This is a genomic window from Ruegeria sp. HKCCSA071 (assembly GCF_017872555.1).
Taxonomy (GTDB): domain Bacteria; phylum Pseudomonadota; class Alphaproteobacteria; order Rhodobacterales; family Rhodobacteraceae; genus Ruegeria.
The window spans coordinates 1-18670 of sequence record NZ_JAEDOX010000011.1 but is presented as its reverse complement, the minus strand read 5'-3'; the positions used below and the strand labels follow the sequence as shown (position 1 = coordinate 18670).

The 18670-nt window shown below is 60.1% G+C and carries 15 protein-coding genes; 8 read left to right on the top strand and 7 right to left on the bottom strand.

The features are described 5' to 3' along the window. The first annotated feature begins 15 nt into the window (after nt 1-15). Nucleotides 16-1545, top strand: a complete 1530-nt coding sequence (locus I9188_RS16660) for a GMC oxidoreductase (protein WP_209507468.1) — start codon at nt 16-18, stop codon at nt 1543-1545. A 15-nt stretch (nt 1546-1560) separates the two neighbouring features. On the opposite strand, the gene I9188_RS16655 is transcribed toward I9188_RS16660, so the two are convergent. Together I9188_RS16655 and I9188_RS16650 are read right to left on the bottom strand one after the other, a co-directional pair. Then, the gene (locus I9188_RS16655) at nt 1561-2616 is read right to left on the bottom strand and encodes a formylglycine-generating enzyme family protein (protein ID WP_245220683.1); all 1056 of its coding nucleotides are present in this window, start codon (nt 2614-2616) and stop codon (nt 1561-1563) included. A gap of 40 nt (nt 2617-2656) precedes the next feature. Continuing rightward, complete coding sequence (locus I9188_RS16650) at nt 2657-3958, bottom strand: glycosyltransferase family 4 protein (protein ID WP_209599685.1); 1302 nt, start codon at nt 3956-3958, stop codon at nt 2657-2659. A gap of 283 nt (nt 3959-4241) precedes the next feature. Between I9188_RS16650 and I9188_RS16645 the strand changes: the two genes are divergently transcribed. Then, the gene (locus I9188_RS16645) at nt 4242-5345 is read left to right on the top strand and encodes a glycosyltransferase family 4 protein (RefSeq protein ID WP_209507470.1); all 1104 of its coding nucleotides are present in this window, start codon (nt 4242-4244) and stop codon (nt 5343-5345) included. A 14-nt stretch (nt 5346-5359) separates the two neighbouring features. Here I9188_RS16645 and I9188_RS16640 read toward each other — a convergent pair whose 3' ends face one another. The 3 genes from I9188_RS16640 to I9188_RS16630 are packed head-to-tail and all read right to left on the bottom strand — an operon-like array spanning nt 5360 to nt 9053. Continuing rightward, the gene (locus I9188_RS16640; protein WP_209507471.1) at nt 5360-6991 is read right to left on the bottom strand and encodes a GMC family oxidoreductase; all 1632 of its coding nucleotides are present in this window, start codon (nt 6989-6991) and stop codon (nt 5360-5362) included. Nucleotides 6992-6994: 3 nt separating this feature from the next. Further along, a complete protein-coding gene (locus I9188_RS16635) occupies nt 6995-7987 on the bottom strand; it encodes a glycosyltransferase (RefSeq protein WP_209599684.1) in 993 nt (330 codons plus the stop codon). Nucleotides 7988-8012: 25 nt separating this feature from the next. Then, entirely contained in the window at nt 8013-9053 is a 1041-nt protein-coding gene (locus I9188_RS16630; RefSeq protein ID WP_209599683.1) for a Gfo/Idh/MocA family oxidoreductase, read from the bottom strand. Between the two features lie 167 nt (nt 9054-9220). Here I9188_RS16630 and I9188_RS16625 point away from each other — a divergent pair, with 167 nt between their 5' ends. The 4 genes from I9188_RS16625 (at nt 9221) to I9188_RS16610 (ending at nt 13727) form a co-directional block, all read left to right on the top strand. Then, nucleotides 9221-10309 carry an NAD-dependent epimerase/dehydratase family protein gene (locus tag I9188_RS16625; RefSeq protein WP_209507474.1) on the top strand — a complete coding sequence of 363 codons (1089 nt, stop codon included), beginning with the start codon at nt 9221-9223 and terminating at the stop codon, nt 10307-10309. Between the two features lie 66 nt (nt 10310-10375). Further along, nucleotides 10376-11551, top strand: coding sequence for a glycosyltransferase family 1 protein (locus tag I9188_RS16620; RefSeq protein WP_209507475.1), 1176 nt, complete (start codon nt 10376-10378; stop codon nt 11549-11551). Between the two features lie 221 nt (nt 11552-11772). Continuing rightward, nucleotides 11773-13143, top strand: a complete 1371-nt coding sequence (locus I9188_RS16615) for a nucleotide sugar dehydrogenase (protein ID WP_209507476.1) — start codon at nt 11773-11775, stop codon at nt 13141-13143. A gap of 380 nt (nt 13144-13523) precedes the next feature. After that, the gene (locus tag I9188_RS16610) at nt 13524-13727 is read left to right on the top strand and encodes a hypothetical protein (RefSeq protein ID WP_209507477.1); all 204 of its coding nucleotides are present in this window, start codon (nt 13524-13526) and stop codon (nt 13725-13727) included. Nucleotides 13728-13730: 3 nt separating this feature from the next. On the opposite strand, the gene I9188_RS16605 is transcribed toward I9188_RS16610, so the two are convergent. Beyond that, on the bottom strand, nt 13731-14738 hold the full coding sequence (locus tag I9188_RS16605) for a replication initiator protein A (protein WP_209507478.1): 1008 nt from the start codon (nt 14736-14738) through the stop codon (nt 13731-13733). Between the two features lie 385 nt (nt 14739-15123). On the opposite strand from I9188_RS16605, the gene I9188_RS16600 reads away from it, so the two are divergent. Together I9188_RS16600 and I9188_RS16595 are read left to right on the top strand one after the other, a co-directional pair. Beyond that, entirely contained in the window at nt 15124-16554 is a 1431-nt protein-coding gene (locus I9188_RS16600; RefSeq protein ID WP_209507479.1) for an AAA family ATPase, read from the top strand. Nucleotides 16555-16627: 73 nt separating this feature from the next. Further along, complete coding sequence (locus I9188_RS16595; RefSeq protein WP_209507480.1) at nt 16628-17644, top strand: ParB N-terminal domain-containing protein; 1017 nt, start codon at nt 16628-16630, stop codon at nt 17642-17644. 28 nt (nt 17645-17672) lie between these two features. Here I9188_RS16595 and I9188_RS16590 read toward each other — a convergent pair. Further along, nucleotides 17673-18670, bottom strand: a 998-nt coding sequence (locus tag I9188_RS16590) for a tyrosine-type recombinase/integrase (RefSeq protein ID WP_245223739.1), incomplete at its 5' end; no start/stop codon positions are given.

Genomic DNA, 18670 nt, shown 5'->3' with positions numbered 1-18670 from the left:
GACGGGCCCAACCTCGTGACCGATCTGGTCATCGGATCGGGGCCATCGGGCGTGTCCGTGGCCAAGGCCCTATTGGCGCGGGGACGACAGGTTTTGATGCTGGATGGAGGGCGCAGACTGGAAGGCTCGGCGCAGGCCCGCCGTGACAGGCTGGCCGCGGCCGGTCCCGAAAGCTGGTCAGGCGATGATGTAAAAGCCTGGCAAGCTCCTCAGTTCGACACGCCACCCGGGCAAGTCCGCCGGTTCGGGTCGGATTTTGCCATGGTGCCGGGGGCGGAAACGCTGGTATCGCCTGACCGGATCGGATTGCGCGCCTCACACGCCACAGGTGGGCTGTCCAATCTCTGGGGCTCGGCCGTTTTGCCCAACCGCGCCGAAGATATCGCCGACTGGCCGATCGGAATTGACGATCTGTCACCGCATTACCGCGCGGTTGCGGAATTCCTTCCCATCAGCGGTCGGGTGGACGCATTACAGACTCTGTTCCCCACCCTTTCCATGCAGGATCGCGCCCCTCTGACCCCATCGCCGCAAGCCGAACGGATGCTGACGCATCTGGATCGCCAAGCAGCGAGGCTTGCGAAACTGGGGGCCCATGCCGGTGCCGCGCGGCTGGCTGTTGAACCCGGTTGCCAATATTGCGGCCAGTGCCTGCATGGCTGTCCCTGGGGTCTGATTTATACGTCCGGGCAAACGCTTGACGTCCTGCGTCACAATCCGGATTTCCACTATCGCACCGGTCTTGTCCGCCAGTTCGAGGAACGCCCAGGTCATGTCACGGTCACGCTGGAGGACGGCGAAACCCTGCAAGCCGATCGTATCTTTGTCGCCGCCGGGGTTCTGGAAACCGCGCGGCTGATGCTGGCGTCCTCTCCGAACTCCGCAGCCCGCTTGCAACTACAGGACAGTCAGCATTTCTTTCTGCCCAGCCTGCACCACTGGCGCGCGCCGCGTCGCCCGGACCGAAGGCCCTATCACACCCTGCCGCAGATCTTCATTGAACTGGATGACCCCGCGGTCTCACCGCATCTGGTCCACGCGCAGATCTATACCTGGAACGAGTTCTATGCCCATGATCTGATCAATACTTATGGCTCGAAACTGCCCGGATCGGCCCCGCTATGGAGGCTGCTGGCGCAACGGCTGGTCGTGGCGCAGGCGTTTTTACATTCTGCCCATTCCGCCCGGATCGATCTGACGATGGCCGCAGACGGGCGGCTGACCCCGACCGCGCAAGGTAATGACGAAACCGAACAGATCATGGCGCGCGCCACGGCACGCATGGGGCAGGTCCTGAAGCTGGCAGGGCTTGTGCCGCTGAGTTTTGCCCGTCGTCTCGGCGATGTGGGATCCAGCTTTCACGTGGGCGGCTCGGTTCCCATGACTAAAACGCCTGGTGCGGGGCAGTCGGATATTCTGGGGCGGCCGAAAGGGCTGTCACGGGTACATCTGGTCGATGCCTCATGCCTGCCAAGCATCCCGGCCACAACCATCACTTTCTCGGTCATGGCCAACGCCCACCGGATCGGAATGCTGGCCCCCTGACACCATACCATTCGTCTAGTTCAACTCTCGAACAAGGCGAATGGCATGGCCATGACCACGATTGTAATAGTGCGGACCAACCCGAAATCCAGACCGGTTCTGCCAGGCCGGTGACGACGGACCACCCCCTCGGACGGTTCGAAACTCACAAGCTTCCCGCACAAACGCAGAGCCATCGATCGTTACAGGATCATGATAGGCTTCATAACAATCCTCGACCCATTCAAAGCCATTGCCATGCATATCATAAAGACCGAAGTCGTTGGGTGGGTGCAGACCAACAGGCCCCGGCTTACGATCCGGCCAAAGAGACGAGCAATTGATACAGTTAGCGTTGTTTTTTCCGATGTCGTTCCCCCATGGGAACCGCGTCACAGTTCCAGCCCGGGCTGCATATTCCCATTCCGCGTCTGTTGGCAGGCGGTAGGTTTGCCCGGTCTTGGCGCTCAGATAATCCGCATAGGCGTTCGCGTCGCTCCAATCGATCAGGGTCATGGGCTGGTCGTCACGATAGCCTGCGTCCAAATCGGGCAAATACGGATCTTGCCCGGTTATCGCCGCCCATTCCGGATCTTCCTGCGCCTGGCGCCATTGCCCATACGTGATCTCGTAACGGGAAAATGCCAATGCGCGCGGAATGCGTACCAAACGCCGCGGACCTTCCCGATTTGCCAATTTCAGCTGTGCCCGAAGAGGTGTGTGACTAAACAGGTGCGCATATCTCCCCTCTTCGAAAATCGGAGAACCTAACAGGAAATACCCTTTGGGAACCTCAGCCATTTCCGGGCAGTCCACGCAATCCCGGAAAATCCGGCCAGGCGTGACCATCTGAAATCCTGGTTGATGCAACGGAAGAAACTGCGCCGTTGCGAAAAGCGCCGCCCGTTGCAAGCCTGACAGATTGGGTTCAGGCAGTTGCTCCTGTTCTGTGGTTGCCCGCATTGTGACCTCAAGATCTCGCAGCGCCGTGTTCGCAATCACAAGCAGCAGCAGAAAGCCAGCCAGCAGCGCGAAGATCACCAGCACACCAGACAGGATGGCCCAGAACAGTCGCAGCACCCATCGGAGCATTCCTCCTGCAAATGAACCCCTCTCTGATCTGCCCGAAGTTCTACCGTACGCCATTTGAAAATCCTTCCTGCGTGCACGCAAGCCCGGTGGGCATTTGATTCATCGCTCCAAACTCAAACGCCCCGGCCTCCAACGCCGCGCCCAACGCGCGATTGCCTTTGCCGTGTGCCGCACGGGCCAATGCCGCTCCATACGCCTCAAGCACCCGGGTTTCGTGCCAGATATCCAGAAACGCCTTGCGCGCAGCGGTCCCCTGCCGTGCGCGTCGGTCGGGTTGGTGTTGCAGATCGCGCATAGCCGCGATCAGGTCACCCTCGGTCTCGAACAGTTCCCCGCCCCCTGCCCGCTCCACGATCTCGGGGAACGGACCCAGTCGCCGGGCAATCACCGGCGTGCCCAGCCGGAAGCTTTCGATCAGGATGATGCCGAATGTCTCGTAACAGACCGACGGCACAATCAATCCAAGTGCACCGCGATAATAGGCGTTCAACTCGTCAGGTGTCTTGCGGCCCAGGAATTTGATCCGGTCATTGCCTGCGGCTTGTGCCTTCAGCTCATCCGCGTAATCGCCATCACCGAGGATCAGCAGATCGGCATCCGGGTAACGATCAAAGGCCGGGAACACATCCTGCAACCCTTTGATTTTTTCCAGCCGTCCGACAAACAGGAAATAGGGACGGTCATGCGCGGCGGGTTCCGGCAAAGCGTCCTGGCCCAGATCGGGCAGGAAATAGGGCAGCACCTGCATCTCCTGCCGCAGGCCGAACTCGCGATGTTTGGCCCGGCTGAATTCGCTTTTGGCGATGATCAGGTCCATGTGATCCAATGCCCGGTCCAGCGCACCGGTATAGCGCCACAGCTGAGGCGGGCGTTTGTAGTTCAGCACGCAACGCAGGCACTGGCGGTCATCGCACAGCTCGCGCCCGTGCCGCCACAGCACATGCGTGGGGCAGACCAGCCAGTGCTCATGCGCCTCATAGATCTTCAACCCCTCGCCCATCGGCAACAGGCCGGGACCGCCGATCAGCGAAGTATTGTTGTGCCAGATGATATCCGGCTTCCGCTCGGCCAATATCGCGCGGATGCGGGCAGCGTGGACAACCGGGCGGCCAAGCTGCTGGGTCAGCAGGTTCGACATCATGCCATTGCGACTGCGCAACCCGATCCGCCGGACCCCGTCAGGGGTCCCTTCGGGCTGTGGTTTTCCGCCCAGGATCAGATAGCTGTCCTCGTCATGCACCACCGTCACGTCATGTCCCCGCGCCACCAGCGCCCGAGCCATGCGCTGAATACCAATAGCATCGCCGCCGAAGGAATATGGCGGGTAAAATGTGGTGAACATCAGAATGCGTAACGACTGCATGCGAATTGTACCAGATTACCAATAACTTTCCGGTATCAAACACGATCCTCGTCACAATCGAAAGACACAAGCCACGCAGTTGCCCGGTTCGCGCCCGGTGTTGCGGGCTTGCTTCAGATGATTGCAAGCTGCCGTGATCCGCCTTCATGACATGGGCAAATACCATGCGCGTGTTATGATTGTCCGATTGTTGAGAAATTTGGCTCAGACCTACACAAAAATGCAGACCGCCCCTTCTTCAAATCCCCTCCATGTTGTCGAAATGGGTTCCCAGTTTGGCATGGGCGGCATCACCCGGCATATCCTCGGGCTGAGCGACTGGCTGGAAGCAAGGAACCATCGCATCACGCTGGCGGGCACCGCCGATATCTGGGCGGGTCCGGATCGGGGCGCCGGATTTCTGGACCTGCCCACCCGCTATGTCGCGGGCGAAGGCGGCAGCATCGCCAACCGGCTGCGCCATACAGCAGTCGCGGCCTGGCGGTTGCGGCGCTGGCTGTCGGACAATCCGGTCGATCTGATCCATTGCCATGAATCCGCCCCTGCGCTGGTTGCCAATCTGGCTCGCACCGGGCGGCGGATTCCGGTTGCCGTCACCTATCACGGATCGGAACCCGAGCGGATTGCCGCCTTTGGCCAGATTGCCGCTAAATGCGATCTGGTAATCACACCCAGTCATCGCTCGGCTGAGGATCTGGCGACCATCGGCAACGTGCCAAAGGAAAAGTTAAAGGTGATCGGCTTGGGCGTCTCGCCTCCGCCCGAGGACAGCGCGGAGGATATCGCCGAATTGCGAGCCAAGCTGCTTGGGGATGGCGAGCGGGTGATCCTAACGCTGGCCCGTCTGCAACCGCAGAAGGGGATCGATATCCTGATCGATTGTGTCGCCCGGATGAAACAGACCCACCCCGGCTATCGCTTTGTCGTCGCCGGCGACGGGCCGGATGAGGTAAAACTGCATGCTCTGGCGCAGGAAAAAGGTGTTGGCAAGCACCTACAATTCATCGGCCGAACAGACAAGCCGATCCGTCATCTTCGGGCGGCTGATCTATTCCTGCTGACCTCTCGGTGGGAGGCGTTGCCTTTCACCATCGCCGAGGCCTTTCAGGCCGGAACACCCGCCGTGGCCACTGCCTGTTCCGGCGTGGTCGAACTGATCGACAACAGCGTCGGTGCAGTGGTGCCTATCGGTGATGTCGCTGCGATCTGCATGGCTGTTGCAGATGTCCTGTCAGACGAAGGGCACCGGAAAACCCTTGCGAAAAACGCCTTGAAACGCAGCAGGGAAGATCGGTTCGACCCGGATTGGGTGCATCATCAGTTTGAAAAAACCTATTACGATCTGGTGGGACGGTTACGCGGCTGACGCCTGTTCCTCCGTCAAATACCGCGCTCCCGTTCTGTTGCTATTTTTTCGGCGATCCGCGCGCCTGCACGGGCGGACAAGGCCATGATGGTCAGACCCGGATTCTGGAAAGGATTGGTCGGAAAAGACGCCGAATCCGTGACATGGACATTGGGGCAGTCATAGACTTCGAGATCTTTGTTCAGCACATGTCGAGCTGGGTCATCACCCATACATGCCCCTCCGGTTTCGTGGATCGACGACCCCGGCTGCAAGGCTCCGTCGGGGGTATAGACCAGCGGCCCGGCCATTTTATAGGCCAGTTTCGATATCAGGCTTTCACGCCCCAGCAGGTCATCGGGCAGACCAAAGGTCTGTGACACGTCCTTCAGCGTGTCTTTCATGTCCTGCACCATTGCACGTTCATTATCGGAATGGCGCAGCGTGACCTTTGGCGCGGGGATGCCCCAAGTATCGCGTTTGGTTGGGTCAAGCTCCACCCGGTTTTCAACACGCGGCAGAACCTCTCCGATTGCCATGAAAAACCAGCCGGGCTCGATCCGCCCAACGGACCCCAGCAAAGAGTAGCTGCGCAGGAACCCACAATCCTCTTGGCCCCCACGGTTACGGAAACCGGGAATATAAATGCCGGACTGGGCACCGAAATCATACGGATCATGATCCGGCCCCAGACCTTCGATTTCAGGCAGGGTGCCCGCCCGGAAAACCATCAGATGATCCGACAGGTAGCGACCCAGATTGCCCGATGAATTACCCAGCCCCCGCTCATGTCGTGGCCCGTGAGAATTCAGTAGAAGCCGCACAGATTCAATGGTCGAGGCGCAAACCGCAATCACCCGCGCCGTCACGGTGTGTTCCTGACCTCTGGCTGCGTCGATGTACCGGACGCCAGTTGCCAGGCCCGTCTGTGCATCGGTTTCTATCTTTGAAACCACCGCCCCGCTGCGCAGTTCGAAATTCCCGGTTGCCTGTGCCGCCATCAGAGGCAAAGGCGTTCGCGCGGGCACATGTCGGATGATCCGGCAAGTGGTGGCTGGCCGATCCGGCCATTTCTGCGCAAGCTCGACCATGATCCGGCGTTCCGCTTTGGTCAGCGGGTGAGGGGCGTCGTAGATACCGTCAGGCAGATTTTCAATCTGCGCCGCCTCCCCCGCAACACCCAGAAACTGCTCAACCCGACCGTACCAGGGATCGAGATCGGCATAGGAAATTGGCCAGCTGTCGCCAAAACCATCCTGCTCGGCCGCCTTGAATTCCTGATCCGAAAGGCGTAGCGCGTTACGCCCCCAAAGATGCAGCCGCCCACCCACCTGACGGGAGCGGAACCAGTTGAATTGGGCCCCGGACGGTGTGGTGTAGGGGTTCTGCCGGTCATTGACGAACAGATGTTCGGTCAGAGGTGTGAAGGACATGCAGCGCGCCTGCACATGCTGCCCCCGCAGGATCGCCATGACACGGCTGAGGATGCTGACACGGGATCCGCCCGTGCGGTCGCTGTCGGGAAAATCACCCTGAGGATCCAGCGCGCGCCCGGCCTCCAGCATCAATGTCCGGCAACCGCGCTCGCTTGTTTCCTTCGCAACCCATCCACCGGCTGCGCCGGAGCCAATGACGATGACATCGTATTCTGGTCCGGGTGCCTGCATCGTTCAGGGTCTGCGCGTGATGTAGCCCCAGACCTCGCCACAGGTCCAGGCGATGGTCAGGATGATGATATAGGGCAGCGCCGCTAGGTATCGCAAGAGCCGCCCCTTGCCCGCCTGTGTCAGACCGTGACGCACCCACAGCACCGGTGGGATCAGCGGGCTGGACAGGATATAGACCAGCCGTTTCGGACCGCTCATATGCATCGCCCGGATATGGCCGAACAGGCGGCCCCAGTGAAACCGTTCCGGCAACAGCCGACCCAGCGTGGCCGGCGGGCGCACATGGTCGACAACTAGCTCATTGGACAGCAACAGCTCTTCGCCCTGCTCGATCAGGAACCAGTGCACGACCGGCTCGCGGAACCGTTCCTTCCACAGATGGCGGGTCGCCTCGAGCGCTTTCCGGTTGTAGGTCACGTTCACGTCCGAGACCCATTCCGCCGGGCCGCTGTCGAACGGCAGGCCGTAGCGACCGAAATCGGTCACATAGAACGCCCAGTTGAGCAGCGAAACCGGTTCCTTGCAGTCGATGGCCCCGCCAATGACATTCTTGCCGGTTTCCGCATGCAGGCGCATGACGGTGCGGGCCCAGTCAGGATGCGGATGCCCGCGATCTTCGAGGATCGCGATCACATCGCCGGTGGCAGCGGCCAGCCCAGCGGCACGGCGGCGGTCAAACAACTCATGCTGGCCCGCTTCGGAGGTAATCGGGCGGGCGGGCGTGATGATCCCGAGGTCCAAAAAATTCACATCCGGGAACTCAGCCGCGTAATCAGCGGCGTCTGAGACGCTCGCGTCATATGGCACGATGATGTCCAGCGGCGGCGGGTCTTCGAATGCGGCAACCGACAGCAGGAAGTCACGCAGGTAAGAGCCGCCATCGACAATCGTCACGACAATGGAAAGCGTTGGATGAACTGTCACCGCAAGCTCCTGCAACTGGAAAAACCCTGCCCCTTCACGGCAGATACTGACAAGGCCCGGTCGGGATGCCAAGCGTCGTCTGGAAACCGGTCAGTGGTCATGCGGCCATGTCCCCCAGCGCCTTGAGCGTCACAGGCTGGCCGGTTGCACTGCTTTCGCGCACCGCATCGGCAACCTCGATCGCCCGCAGGGCGGCGTGACCATCGGAAATGCGCAAACCTGTCCGACCCGCACAAAGGCCAACGAACTCCTGCAGTTCATCTGCAAAAGACAGCAAGGCCGTAGTTTTCCAGGATTTCAGTTTTTCCCGCAGCATGATGCCGGGATAGCGGCGATGCTGGCGGCTGGGCTTGCCACTCGGACGATCCATGGTGATCAGCAATGTTTCCATCGGCGCATAGGCCCCGCGCACCATGCCTTTGCTGCCGTAGACCTCGACCTGACTTTTGTAACCTTTCCAGTCTGTCCAGGTCGCCTGATAGATCGCCGGAATGCCCTCGGGGTTTTTGAAGATCGCCATCGCGTTGTCCTCAGACCCGGGCTCGTTCCAGACCTTTTCGGTGGCGACACCATAAACGCTGGTGATTTCACCCAGCATATGGCGGGCCATGTCGGTCATGTGAATCCCCACATCCCACAGCGCGCCACCCCCGGATATCTCGGATTTGTATTCCCAGTCATGCACGAATTTCGTCAGCCCCTCATGCCCGCCATAGATGCGCATATGATCGACCTCTCCGATCTGGCCCGATCCGATGATATCTTTCACGTAAGAGAAGGCTGGGTAATAGCGCATGTTGAATCCGCCGCCCAGAGCCCTGCCCGCCTCCCGGGCCGCCGCGACGATCCTGCGGCTGGCCTCGGCCGTGGTGGCCAGTGGCTTTTCCGCCAGCACGTGCAACCCCCGCTCGAACGCGGTCAGGCACAAAGGTTCGCGCACATGTGCCGGAGTCGAAATAATGACCGCGTCCATGTCGGCATCAAAAAACCTGTCTGCATCGGTAAAGGCTGGCGCACCACTGGCCACGGCTTCGGCGCGATCCATGTCCATATCCATAACGGCGGCAAGCGTGGTGTCAGGGTTGTCGATAATGGTCTGCACGCGCATCTGCCCGATCTTGCCGGCTGCGCCGATCACACCGATCCTCATAAAATTCCTCACTCAAAACCTTGGGGTGTTACACCCCGGACATCTATAACAGCAGATCATCTGTTAGCGGAGTAGCATGCGCAACCACCCTGCGCTAGGCTTCTGAGGCGCAACGATTTCATGCCTAGATTTGAATTGAAGAAGGATTGGCAACAGTGAACTTCACCGGATCAGAAAAACTGCAGGGGCAGGCAGTCTTTGTCACCGGCGCGACAGGGTTTCTCGGGGGGCGCCTGATTTCGGCCCTTCTGGAAAGCGGGGCGCGGGTTACAGCCCTGTTGCGCAGCCGCCATGGCGCGAAGGACCTAGAGGCAAAGGGCGCCACTGTCGTCACCGCAGCACTTGGTGATCGGAAGGCGATTGCAGACGCCCTGCGCGGCCACGACATACTGGTGCATCTGGCCTATGACGTGCGGGCCACTTCCGAGAAGAACCTGTCAGATTTTGCCGCACTGTTCAGCGCGGCACAGGATGCTGGCATCGGCAGGATCGTCCATACCAGTTCCATCGTGGTTTATGATGTCTGGCCCAACGCGGATCTGGATGAAACCAGTCCGGTGCAACGCTCTGGTGGCAGCCCGTACCGCCAGGCCAAGATCGAGATGGAGAAACAGCTGTTGGCTGGATCCATCCCGGCCGCCATCCTTCAACCCACCTTGATTTATGGGCCCGGCAGCGCCTTGTGGACGGATCAGTTGACGGAAAACCTGGCCACAGGAACACAAGTCCTGCCGAAGCCCCTGGGCCTGTGTAACGGTGTGTTCGTCGACGATGTGGTACAGGCCATTCTCAGAGCGGCAGTTCTCGCGGATCTGGGGCAGGAACGCTTTATCATCTCCGGGCCTGAACCGGTGGCTTGGTCCGACCTTTTATCCGGCTATTCGCGGATCATCGGCAAAGGCGAGCTCCGCCTGGAACCGTATCAAACCCTCTCGGACCGATTGGGCCCCGAACCCGATCATGATGCGGGTCCCGAGACCCTCTCGGTTGCGGCCCGGATCGGAGCGCTTGGCCGTACGCTGCTGGGGCGGGAACGGTTCGAAGCGCTGGTGCGTGCCATCAAAAGACGCGTGTCCTCCGGCGATGGTGCCGCCTATCCCGACCGGCACCTGCTGGAACTTTTTGCTGCCAAGGGCAGGTGCAGCATCGTACATGCACAGGAGCGATTGGGTTATCAGCCCGACTACTCGCTTGAAAAAGGTCTGGCGGCGACAGCAGACTATTTGCGGGGCCGGTTTGGCTAACGCCATGCCATTATTTAAAACGCAACCGCATGGCCCGGATTTCGGGGTCGCTATCAAGGCAAAAACATGCTGCATATTGGTGTAGACGCCAGTTCCTGGGAAAATGAACGTGGCTTTGGACGTTTCACCCGCAATCTGATCCCTGCCCTGGCGGCCCGGAAATCGGGCTTTCGCTATACGTTGCTGTTCGATCAGGAACCGACGCGGCCTGTACCCGAAGGTGTCGATATCCGGATTGCCGGGTCGGACAAGTCGATGTCAGAGGCCTCCTCCGGGGCCTCGGCGCGCGGCGGGGCCGATCTGATCACCATGGCCCGATCCGCACAGCGGATGGAATGCGATCTGTTCTTCTATCCGGCGGTCTACTCCTATTTTCCGCAACTGATCCGACGGCCCTCGGTCGTGTGTTTTCATGACACCATTCCTGAACGGTTTCCCGATCTCATCTTCCCCAAGAAACTGAACTTCCGCCTGTGGCAGGTGAAATGCTGGCTGGCCAAGAAACAGGCAACGCGGATCATGACAATCTCGCAGGCGTCCGCCAATGATCTGGAACGTATTCTGCGCATCCCCGCAGATCGCACCGACATTATCACCGAAGGGGCTGAGCCGGTCTTTCGGCAAATCCACGACGCACAGCTTCTGGCGCAGACGCGTCAGACATACGATATCCCGCCCGACGCGCCCTTGCTGGTCTATGTGGGCGGCTTCAACCGGCACAAGAATGTGCTGCGCCTGATCGAGGCGATGCCTGAAATCCTGGCGCGTGTGCCAAATGCACGCCTGGCCATTGTCGGGCGCACCACCGGCGCGCGGTTCTGGGACAATGTCGAAGACCTCAAGGCCAGCGCTGCTGCCGATGCGGCGCGGTCCGAGAGCATCATCTTCACCGGTGAGATCGACGACGAGCAGCTTGCATTGCTTCTCAACACAGCCGATGCGCTGGTCTTCCCCTCGCTCTGGGAGGGGTTTGGTCTGCCGGCGCTTGAGGCGATGTCCTGCGGTACCCCCGTTTTATCCTCGGATTGCGGCAGCCTGCCCGAGGTGGTGGGCGATGGCGGGCTGTATTTCGACCCCCTGTCCAGCCAGGCACTGGCAAATCAGACCGTCCGGCTGCTGACTGAACCGGGCCTGCGGACCGACCTTTCGCAAAAGGCGCTGGCGCAAGCCACCCAGTTCAGCTGGGACAAGGGCGCGGAACTGGCCGAGGCGTCGTTTCGGCAAGCATTACGCCCTAAATGACAAAAATTATCCTGACTTGGACATATCAAAAATACCCTCAACAATACCACAAATGGCCAAAGATTGAGGCGTTTTGGGAAACACGGTACTGCAGTCTCGGACCGGGCCGACAAATATATTGGATTCGCCCCCGTTCCGCCCTATCCGTGGAAAGAGCCTGAATTTCCGACGGCCAAACCGCACATTGATTTCAGTCTGACTTTGTACGATCAGGATAGATTATGAACTACGAAACCTCGCACCATCTTTCCCTCAAGCAGCTTATCGCGGCGCGCGATGCGCGGGTTGCTGTGGTTGGGCTGGGCTATGTCGGGCTGCCACTGGCGCTGACTGCCTATGATGAGGGGTTCGATACCACCGGCGTTGATCTCAACCCTGACCGGGTAGCACGGATCAATCAGGGCGATCAGGTCATATCGTATCTGGCGTCAGACCGGATCGCACAAGCGGTAGACAGCGGCAGGTTCCGCGCAACGCAGGACGCCGCGGCACTGGCCGAGGCCGATATCATCCTGATCTGCGTGCCGACCCCGCTGACCGATGCACAAGACCCGGACATGCGCTTTGTCGCCGCCGCCGCCGAAACCATCGCGCAGATTCTGCGCCCCGGTCAGATGGTGGTGCTGGAAAGCAGCGTCTGGCCCGGCGCCACGACCACACTGGTTCAGCCGATCCTTGAGGCGGGCGGTCTGCGCGCGGGCAGTGATTTCTTCCTGGCGTTTTCGCCCGAGCGCGAAGACCCCGGCAATGACAAGTTCGACACGCACAGCATCCCGAAGGTGGTGGGTGCCGACGATCCGCTGTCGCGGCAACTGGTCGAGGATTTCTACCGCGCTATCGTCACCAGCGCCGTTCCGGTCAGCTCGGCCGCCACAGCCGAAGCGGTGAAGCTGGTAGAAAACAGCTTTCGCACCGTCAATATCGCGCTGGTCAACGAGTTGAAGACCGCGCTTGAAGCAATGGACGTGGATGTCTGGGAAGTGATTGAGGCCGCGGCCACCAAACCGTTTGGCTTCATGCCCTTCTATCCCGGTCCCGGAATTGGTGGGGCCTGCATCCCGGTGTCTCCGGCCTATCTGGCCTGGCGTGCTGCGGATGCAGGATCTGATACGCCGATCATCAATCTGGCGCGCTCCAGCAACGACGCCGTGCCATCCATGCTGGCGGCACGGATGGCGGCCGAACTGGCGGCGCGTAACGGCTCGGCCATCGCCGAGACCGGGCAACCCCTGACCGGACAGCGCATCCTGCTGATGGGCATCGCCTATAAGCGCGATGTCGAGGATACCCGCCGCAGCCCGGCGCTGGTGTTGCTGGACGAGCTCGAGAAGCTGGGGGCCGAAGTGGACTATCACGACCCATATTTCCCCCGCCTGCCCGAAGGCGGCGAATATCCGCAGCTTGCGGGTCGCACATCCCAGCCGCTAACCGCAGAAAACCTGAAACGCTATGCGGCGGTGGCCGTAATCTCCGATCACAGCGCCCCGGATTACGGTCTGGTCGCGCGCGAGGCGGCACTGGTTTTTGATACGCGCAATGTTTTTGAAAAAGCGGGGATCAGGGTGACGGACGGGCGTCTGGTCAAGATGTGACCCCTTCAGCCCCCTGCCATTCGGCGGCCGAAACGCACGCTCATCTGGCATTCCATCCAATCAACCGCGGATCGACAGAGCGGTGCCATAGGCGAACCTTTGCACATTTTCAGGGATGCGGGCGTTCCATGTTGCTGTCACAAAAGTTTTGAGAAACTATCCACTCAGACATTCCTATGTCTCAATAAATTATAAAGCAGTGTGGCACGAGTAGTGGAGCAAAGCTCCTCCCGGTAAAAATAACCAAATTTTAACCCTCTGTAGTTCAAAGTTTTGCCATGATTTCACCGCGAAATCATTATGGGCATCTGCCCAATGGCTGAACTGCAACCACTTGAGGGCTGGCCAGACCAAGACCATAGCCGGAGGACTTGGAGAACATGATCGGAGTTATCGGAATAGCCATTCTTGTCGGCTTGTGCGCCGCCGGGATTGCTTTGTTCTCCGGTGCGTCCATCCTGATGGCTCTTGGCAGCTATGTCCTCTTCGGCTGGCTGGTCATCATTGCCGCTCTCATCGTCATCGGTGCTGTCAAAGCCGTGAAGACACGCGTGCAGAAACAAAACCCCGCCTATTCCAGCTAAGCGCTAATCCCGCCCGGCGACCCTCTTGGCCACATAGCCCAGAAACGCCCGCTGCGGGTTTCTGATCTGCGGGCGACCGGACGCGGCCCAATAGGCCAGCCAGTCCGCTTCCAGCGCATAGACATCGCGGCCCGGTGCCATTGCCCGGGCTTCCTCCAGCGCCTGTGACGGCAGGATCGGCTTGTCCGGTCCCTCGACCACCTGGCCACGGCGCGAAAAGCGGATCAGGTCGCCCGGCTCTTCGATCATCTCGTAGTCGGGCAGATGATCGGCTGCGATCATGTCGCGGATCATTTTGCGGAACACCCGCCGGGGCGAGGCCGAGCCCGATTTCTTCAACAGCACCTCGACCGAGATCCGCCATTCAGGCTGACGGCCGCAATGTTTGCGCGCCAACTCATAGATCCGCCGCTCGAGCGGTTTGCGCAGGCGGAAGTAATCGCGGCTGAGGGTCAGGACCGATTTCGCCAGCACCGCCCGAAACAGCCAGTCCGACAGTTTCACGCTGACGCTGACCATCCGGCCCGCCCTTGTGTGGCGGACGATTTCCCAGCTTTCGATCAGGCCAAAGCCGGTGGTGGTTTCCTTTTCACCCGTCACAATGTTGGTGGTGATCCTTGTGCCGGCCAGCCGCTCGAACGCTTCGCGCAGGCGTTTGTATCCATCGCCGCTGGTTTCGCGGTTGGTGGCCACCAGCAGATCATGCGCCTTCAGATGCAACACCCGGCTGACCGTCCGGCCCGCATTGATCGCCGCCATCAACTGGCTGATGCAAAAGATCAGGATGTCCTTGTCGTGGATCGTCGCCAGACCGCGCACCGAAGGCGTCACCGTGATCTCGACCCCGTTATGCTCGTAATTGAGGATCCGCCGGTCCGGCCGGGTCGAGAGCGAAAACATAGGATGCTCCATCGAACCCATATCTGTCTTGGGCAGCGCATCGAAGATATCGCATACAAAAAAATCGCCCGTTGGGTGCCGGTCAGGCAACAACGCCCCTGACCCGCTCATACTGCCCTGCCCATATGTCCTGCCCGAATCTTTGTTCGTGGTTTTATTGACGCTTACCGTAGAGTTATCCACAGGAGGCGTAAAGCCGCCGGAACGTGGGTTCAGAGTCACTTCAACGTGGGATCAGAGTCACCCTATCGTGGGATCAGATTCAGTATGATCTGCAAGAAATACAAAAACCTCTTTTTTTTCTTATACTTAATAGAACTCGAATTCAGCTGTAACTAAAAAATAACAGGATTCTAACTGAACATTTTTTTGCTATATGCTCAAAAGCAGCGTCTCGAAGGCTTTCTACCCCTTAATTTTACTTAGAAAATTCAGTTTTGTGCTCATAATACTTTCACATGCTTACTTTTGTGGTATATTGGCGAAAACATAGCACATGGGCAGTATTTCAATGCGCGCAGCAACGTCCGACGGGCTTCCCCCGTATTTCAATATCGACCCGGATCTGGCCTATGCTGAACTGGGCGATCCAACCGGAACACATGAGTTCTCGCAAATCGCGGATGCATGTGCGCGGGGGCGTAGCGACCTGGCGAACCGGGGGCTGGAAGAAAACGGTCAGAAAAAGCTGCGCCTGTTTTCAACCTGGGAAATCACCAAATATCTGATCCCTGTCGCGCCTGCTCATTTTCGCCGGGTCCTGAAGGGCAACCCGGATCTGCCGCAGGGACAGTCCGAAACCGAAGGCGGTGCCAAGTGGTTCTCGCTGGATGAGGTTCTGCGGCTGCGGGCGCATTTCGCCTCGGAAGGATCCAAGGCAAAAGAATACCGTCCCTACCGACCCGAGGGTCTGCCCGCAAAGATCGTGTCCGTGGCCAATTTCAAGGGCGGTGTTGGCAAAACCTCGACCTGCGCGCATCTGGCCATGTCGGCGGCTCTGGACGGTTACAAGGTGCTGGTCATCGACCTGGACAGCCAGGGTTCGATGACGTCGATCTTTGGCGGCAAGGTGAGCGATGAATGGCAGACGGTGTTCCCCTTACTCGCCCGTCATTACGCCACCCATCTGCGCCGCGACAATCAGGGGCGTCTTGACCGGGGTGAGGCACCGCATCCGATCGACGACACCCTGTCCGAGGCGCTGAAGACCCGCAGCAGCGATCTGATCCAGACCACCCATTGGCCGAATATCGACCTGATTGGCGCGCAGCTGAACCTCTACTGGGCGGAATTCCAGATTCCCGTCTGGCGGATGCAGGGCCGCAGCTGGAAGCTGTGGGATGCGCTGACAGATACGCTGGACGAAGATGGGGTGCTGGACGACTATGACATCATTTTCATCGATACCCCCCCTGCCCTTGGCTATCTGACGATCAATGGGCTGGCCGCCTCGGATATCCTTCTGGTGCCCATGGGGGCCTCGTTCCTGGAGTTTGATTCCACTGGCCGGTTCTTTGACATGCTGCATTCCACCTTCCAGTCCATCGAAGACGGAGAGAACATGGCTGCCCGTGCCCTGGGGCGGCCCGAGATGGCGTTTCAGTGGGATGCGGTGCGCACGATCATCACCCGCTATGACGGCAGCCAGCAGGCGGAACTGGCCGGGCTGATGCAGGCCTATCTGGGCCGGACCCTGTCGCCGCACTGGCAGGGCTACACGGCGCTGATCGGGCAGGCGGGGGAACAGGTCAACGGTATCTACGAGGCCGATTACCGCGATTTCAACCGCGAGACTTATGTGCGCGGGCGGGAAACCTTCGATGCCACCTATGCCTCGTTCAAGAAGCTGCTGATCGGCGTTTGGCGAGGTGAGGAACTGGCGCAGCAGGCCGAAGCGGCGGGGACGCCGGAACTGGCGCTAAGGTGATCATGTTTCGCGCGCGAAACACATCAGTGGCGCCCGAAACAGGGTCTGATCCGCGCTGGAAAAGGAGAAAGTGATGGCAAAACGCAAACGGTTGACCCCTGCCCGGCCGGATTATCTGGAAGACGCCCGCCCTGGTCTCGGGTTGAACCCCATGTTCCCTGCGGATACGCCCCGCGCTGCGCCTCCGGTTGCACAGGTGGCCGGAGCCACGGCGGCTCAGGCGGCACTGGAGGAGCTGTCCGGAGAATTGCGTGCGGCCCGTGCCGAGGGGCGGTTGGTGCAGGACCTGCCGCTGGATTCAATCGAGGAAACCTATCTGGTACGCGACCGGCTGGCGGCTGATGACGCGGATATGGAGGCGTTGAAGGAAAGCCTGAAAGCGCGCGGTCAGCAAACCCCGATTGAGGTCGTGGAGCTGCCAGAAGGGCGTTATGGGCTGATCTCTGGCTGGCGTCGGATGACAGCGCTGCGGGCCTTGGCGCAGAACACGGGCGAGGCGCGCTTTGCAACCGTGCGTGCCTTTCTCAGGCAACCACAGAGCGCATCTGACGCTTACGTGGCCATGGTCGAGGAAAACGAGATCCGCGTCGGGCTGAGCTATTATGAGCGCGCCCGGATCGTGGCGCGCGCGGCAGAGCAGGGGGTTTACCCGGATGAAGCCGCCGCCCTGCGCGGGCTGTTTGCCTCGGCCAGCCGGGCCAAACGATCCAAGATCGGGTCCTTCATCGCGATCTATCACGCGCTGGACGATCATCTACGGTTTGCCTCGGCCATCCCCGAGCGGTTGGGATTGTCTATTGCGAAGGTTTTGAAGGAGGAGTCGAAAGCGGCTGCTTTGATCGCCAAAGCTTTGCAAGGGGCCTCGCCCGAGACATCGGAAACTGAGATATCGGCTCTGACCCGCGCGGCAAACAGCCTGTCATCAAGGGATGCGAAATCGCCCGCTCCCGAGACGGCCTCGAAAGAGACATTCGGTGACATTCACTTGAAACAGAGTCGAAACGGTTCACAAGTCATCCTGTCCGGTCGAGGGATGTCTGAAGAATTTCTTATGGAACTGAAAGCCTGGCTATACGCACGCAGCACCTGATGTTTCGCGCGCGAAACCGCCCTTTCTTTCACCCCAACAGGTCTGCGGCCGGGTTTTCGGCGATATCGACGTCATCGTAGTATTTCTGCGCCTGTGCCATGGAGCGGTGCAGGGACAGGCGCATGGCGGCCTGGATCGGGGCGCCGTCCAGTGCGGCCTGGGTCAGAAAGCCGGAGCGTAGCCCGTGGGGCGAGGCGAAGCCTTCGGGCAGCCCCGCCAGTTTCAACCGGTGCCGAACAATCTGGTAGATCGCATCAGGGGACAGGCGGCGTTTGAGCACGTGGTCGGCCTTGGAGATGGGGCGGAAGAGCGGCCCATCTCTGATCTGGCCGACCTCGATCCAATGCACCAGCGCCTGCGCGGCGCGGGTCTTGAGCACCAGCCGCGGGGTTTCCCCTTTTTGGGTGGTCTTGGTTTCCAGCAGCGAGATCCACACCAGGCCCTTGGTCTCGAACTCTTTCAACGACACATCTTCCCGCATCAACCCGGTGATCTCCGAGCGCCGTCTACCACCAGAAGCCCAACCCAGCATCAGGATCGCCCGGTCGCGGCAATCGCGCCGCGACCCCCGACAGGTGGCCAGCAGCTGCTCGAGAACATCGCGGGTGATGGGATGGGCGGATTTCGGGGCAGGGGGCCGGGCGGCGGCGCGGCGGGCCTTGGATCGGGCCTGTTTGACCTGCGGGGCGTCAAAGGGTGAGGCGAGGTTCTTCATCCGGTGAAAGGCCAGCCAGGAGGCGATGCGCCGGTCCAGCGTTGAGGGGGCCGGGCAGGCCGACGACTTGCGCAACCCCTGCGCGATCAGTGCCTCGACCGTCTGGCGGGCGCGATCGTCCACCGGCGCGCCCGTCAGGTCGCGCGCATGATCGAGGATAAAGGCCAGTGCGGTGGCTTCGCTTTCGGGCCAGTCCAGAGTCGTGCCAAAGCGCGCAGCCTTCCACGCGGTGATATAGAGCAGGTCGCGCTCATAAGCGCGCAGCGTATTGGCTGGCGTGCCGCGCACATAAAGATCGGTGAGCGCCTCCT

Excerpts from the sequence above, each read along its gene's own strand:
- I9188_RS16655 (WP_245220683.1), bottom strand. The coding sequence starts at position 2,616 with ATGCTCCGATGGGTGCTGCGACTGTTCTGGGCCATCCTGTCTGGTGTG.
- I9188_RS16650 (WP_209599685.1), bottom strand. The coding sequence starts at position 3,958 with ATGTTCACCACATTTTACCCGCCATATTCCTTCGGCGGCGATGCTATT.
- I9188_RS16645 (WP_209507470.1), top strand. The coding sequence starts at position 4,242 with ATGGGTTCCCAGTTTGGCATGGGCGGCATCACCCGGCATATCCTCGGG.
- I9188_RS16640 (WP_209507471.1), bottom strand. The coding sequence starts at position 6,991 with ATGCAGGCACCCGGACCAGAATACGATGTCATCGTCATTGGCTCCGGC.
- I9188_RS16620 (WP_209507475.1), top strand. The coding sequence starts at position 10,376 with ATGCTGCATATTGGTGTAGACGCCAGTTCCTGGGAAAATGAACGTGGC.
- I9188_RS16615 (WP_209507476.1), top strand. The coding sequence starts at position 11,773 with ATGAACTACGAAACCTCGCACCATCTTTCCCTCAAGCAGCTTATCGCG.
- I9188_RS16610 (WP_209507477.1), top strand. The coding sequence starts at position 13,524 with ATGATCGGAGTTATCGGAATAGCCATTCTTGTCGGCTTGTGCGCCGCC.
- I9188_RS16605 (WP_209507478.1), bottom strand. The coding sequence starts at position 14,738 with ATGAGCGGGTCAGGGGCGTTGTTGCCTGACCGGCACCCAACGGGCGAT.
- I9188_RS16600 (WP_209507479.1), top strand. The coding sequence starts at position 15,124 with ATGGGCAGTATTTCAATGCGCGCAGCAACGTCCGACGGGCTTCCCCCG.
- I9188_RS16595 (WP_209507480.1), top strand. The coding sequence starts at position 16,628 with ATGGCAAAACGCAAACGGTTGACCCCTGCCCGGCCGGATTATCTGGAA.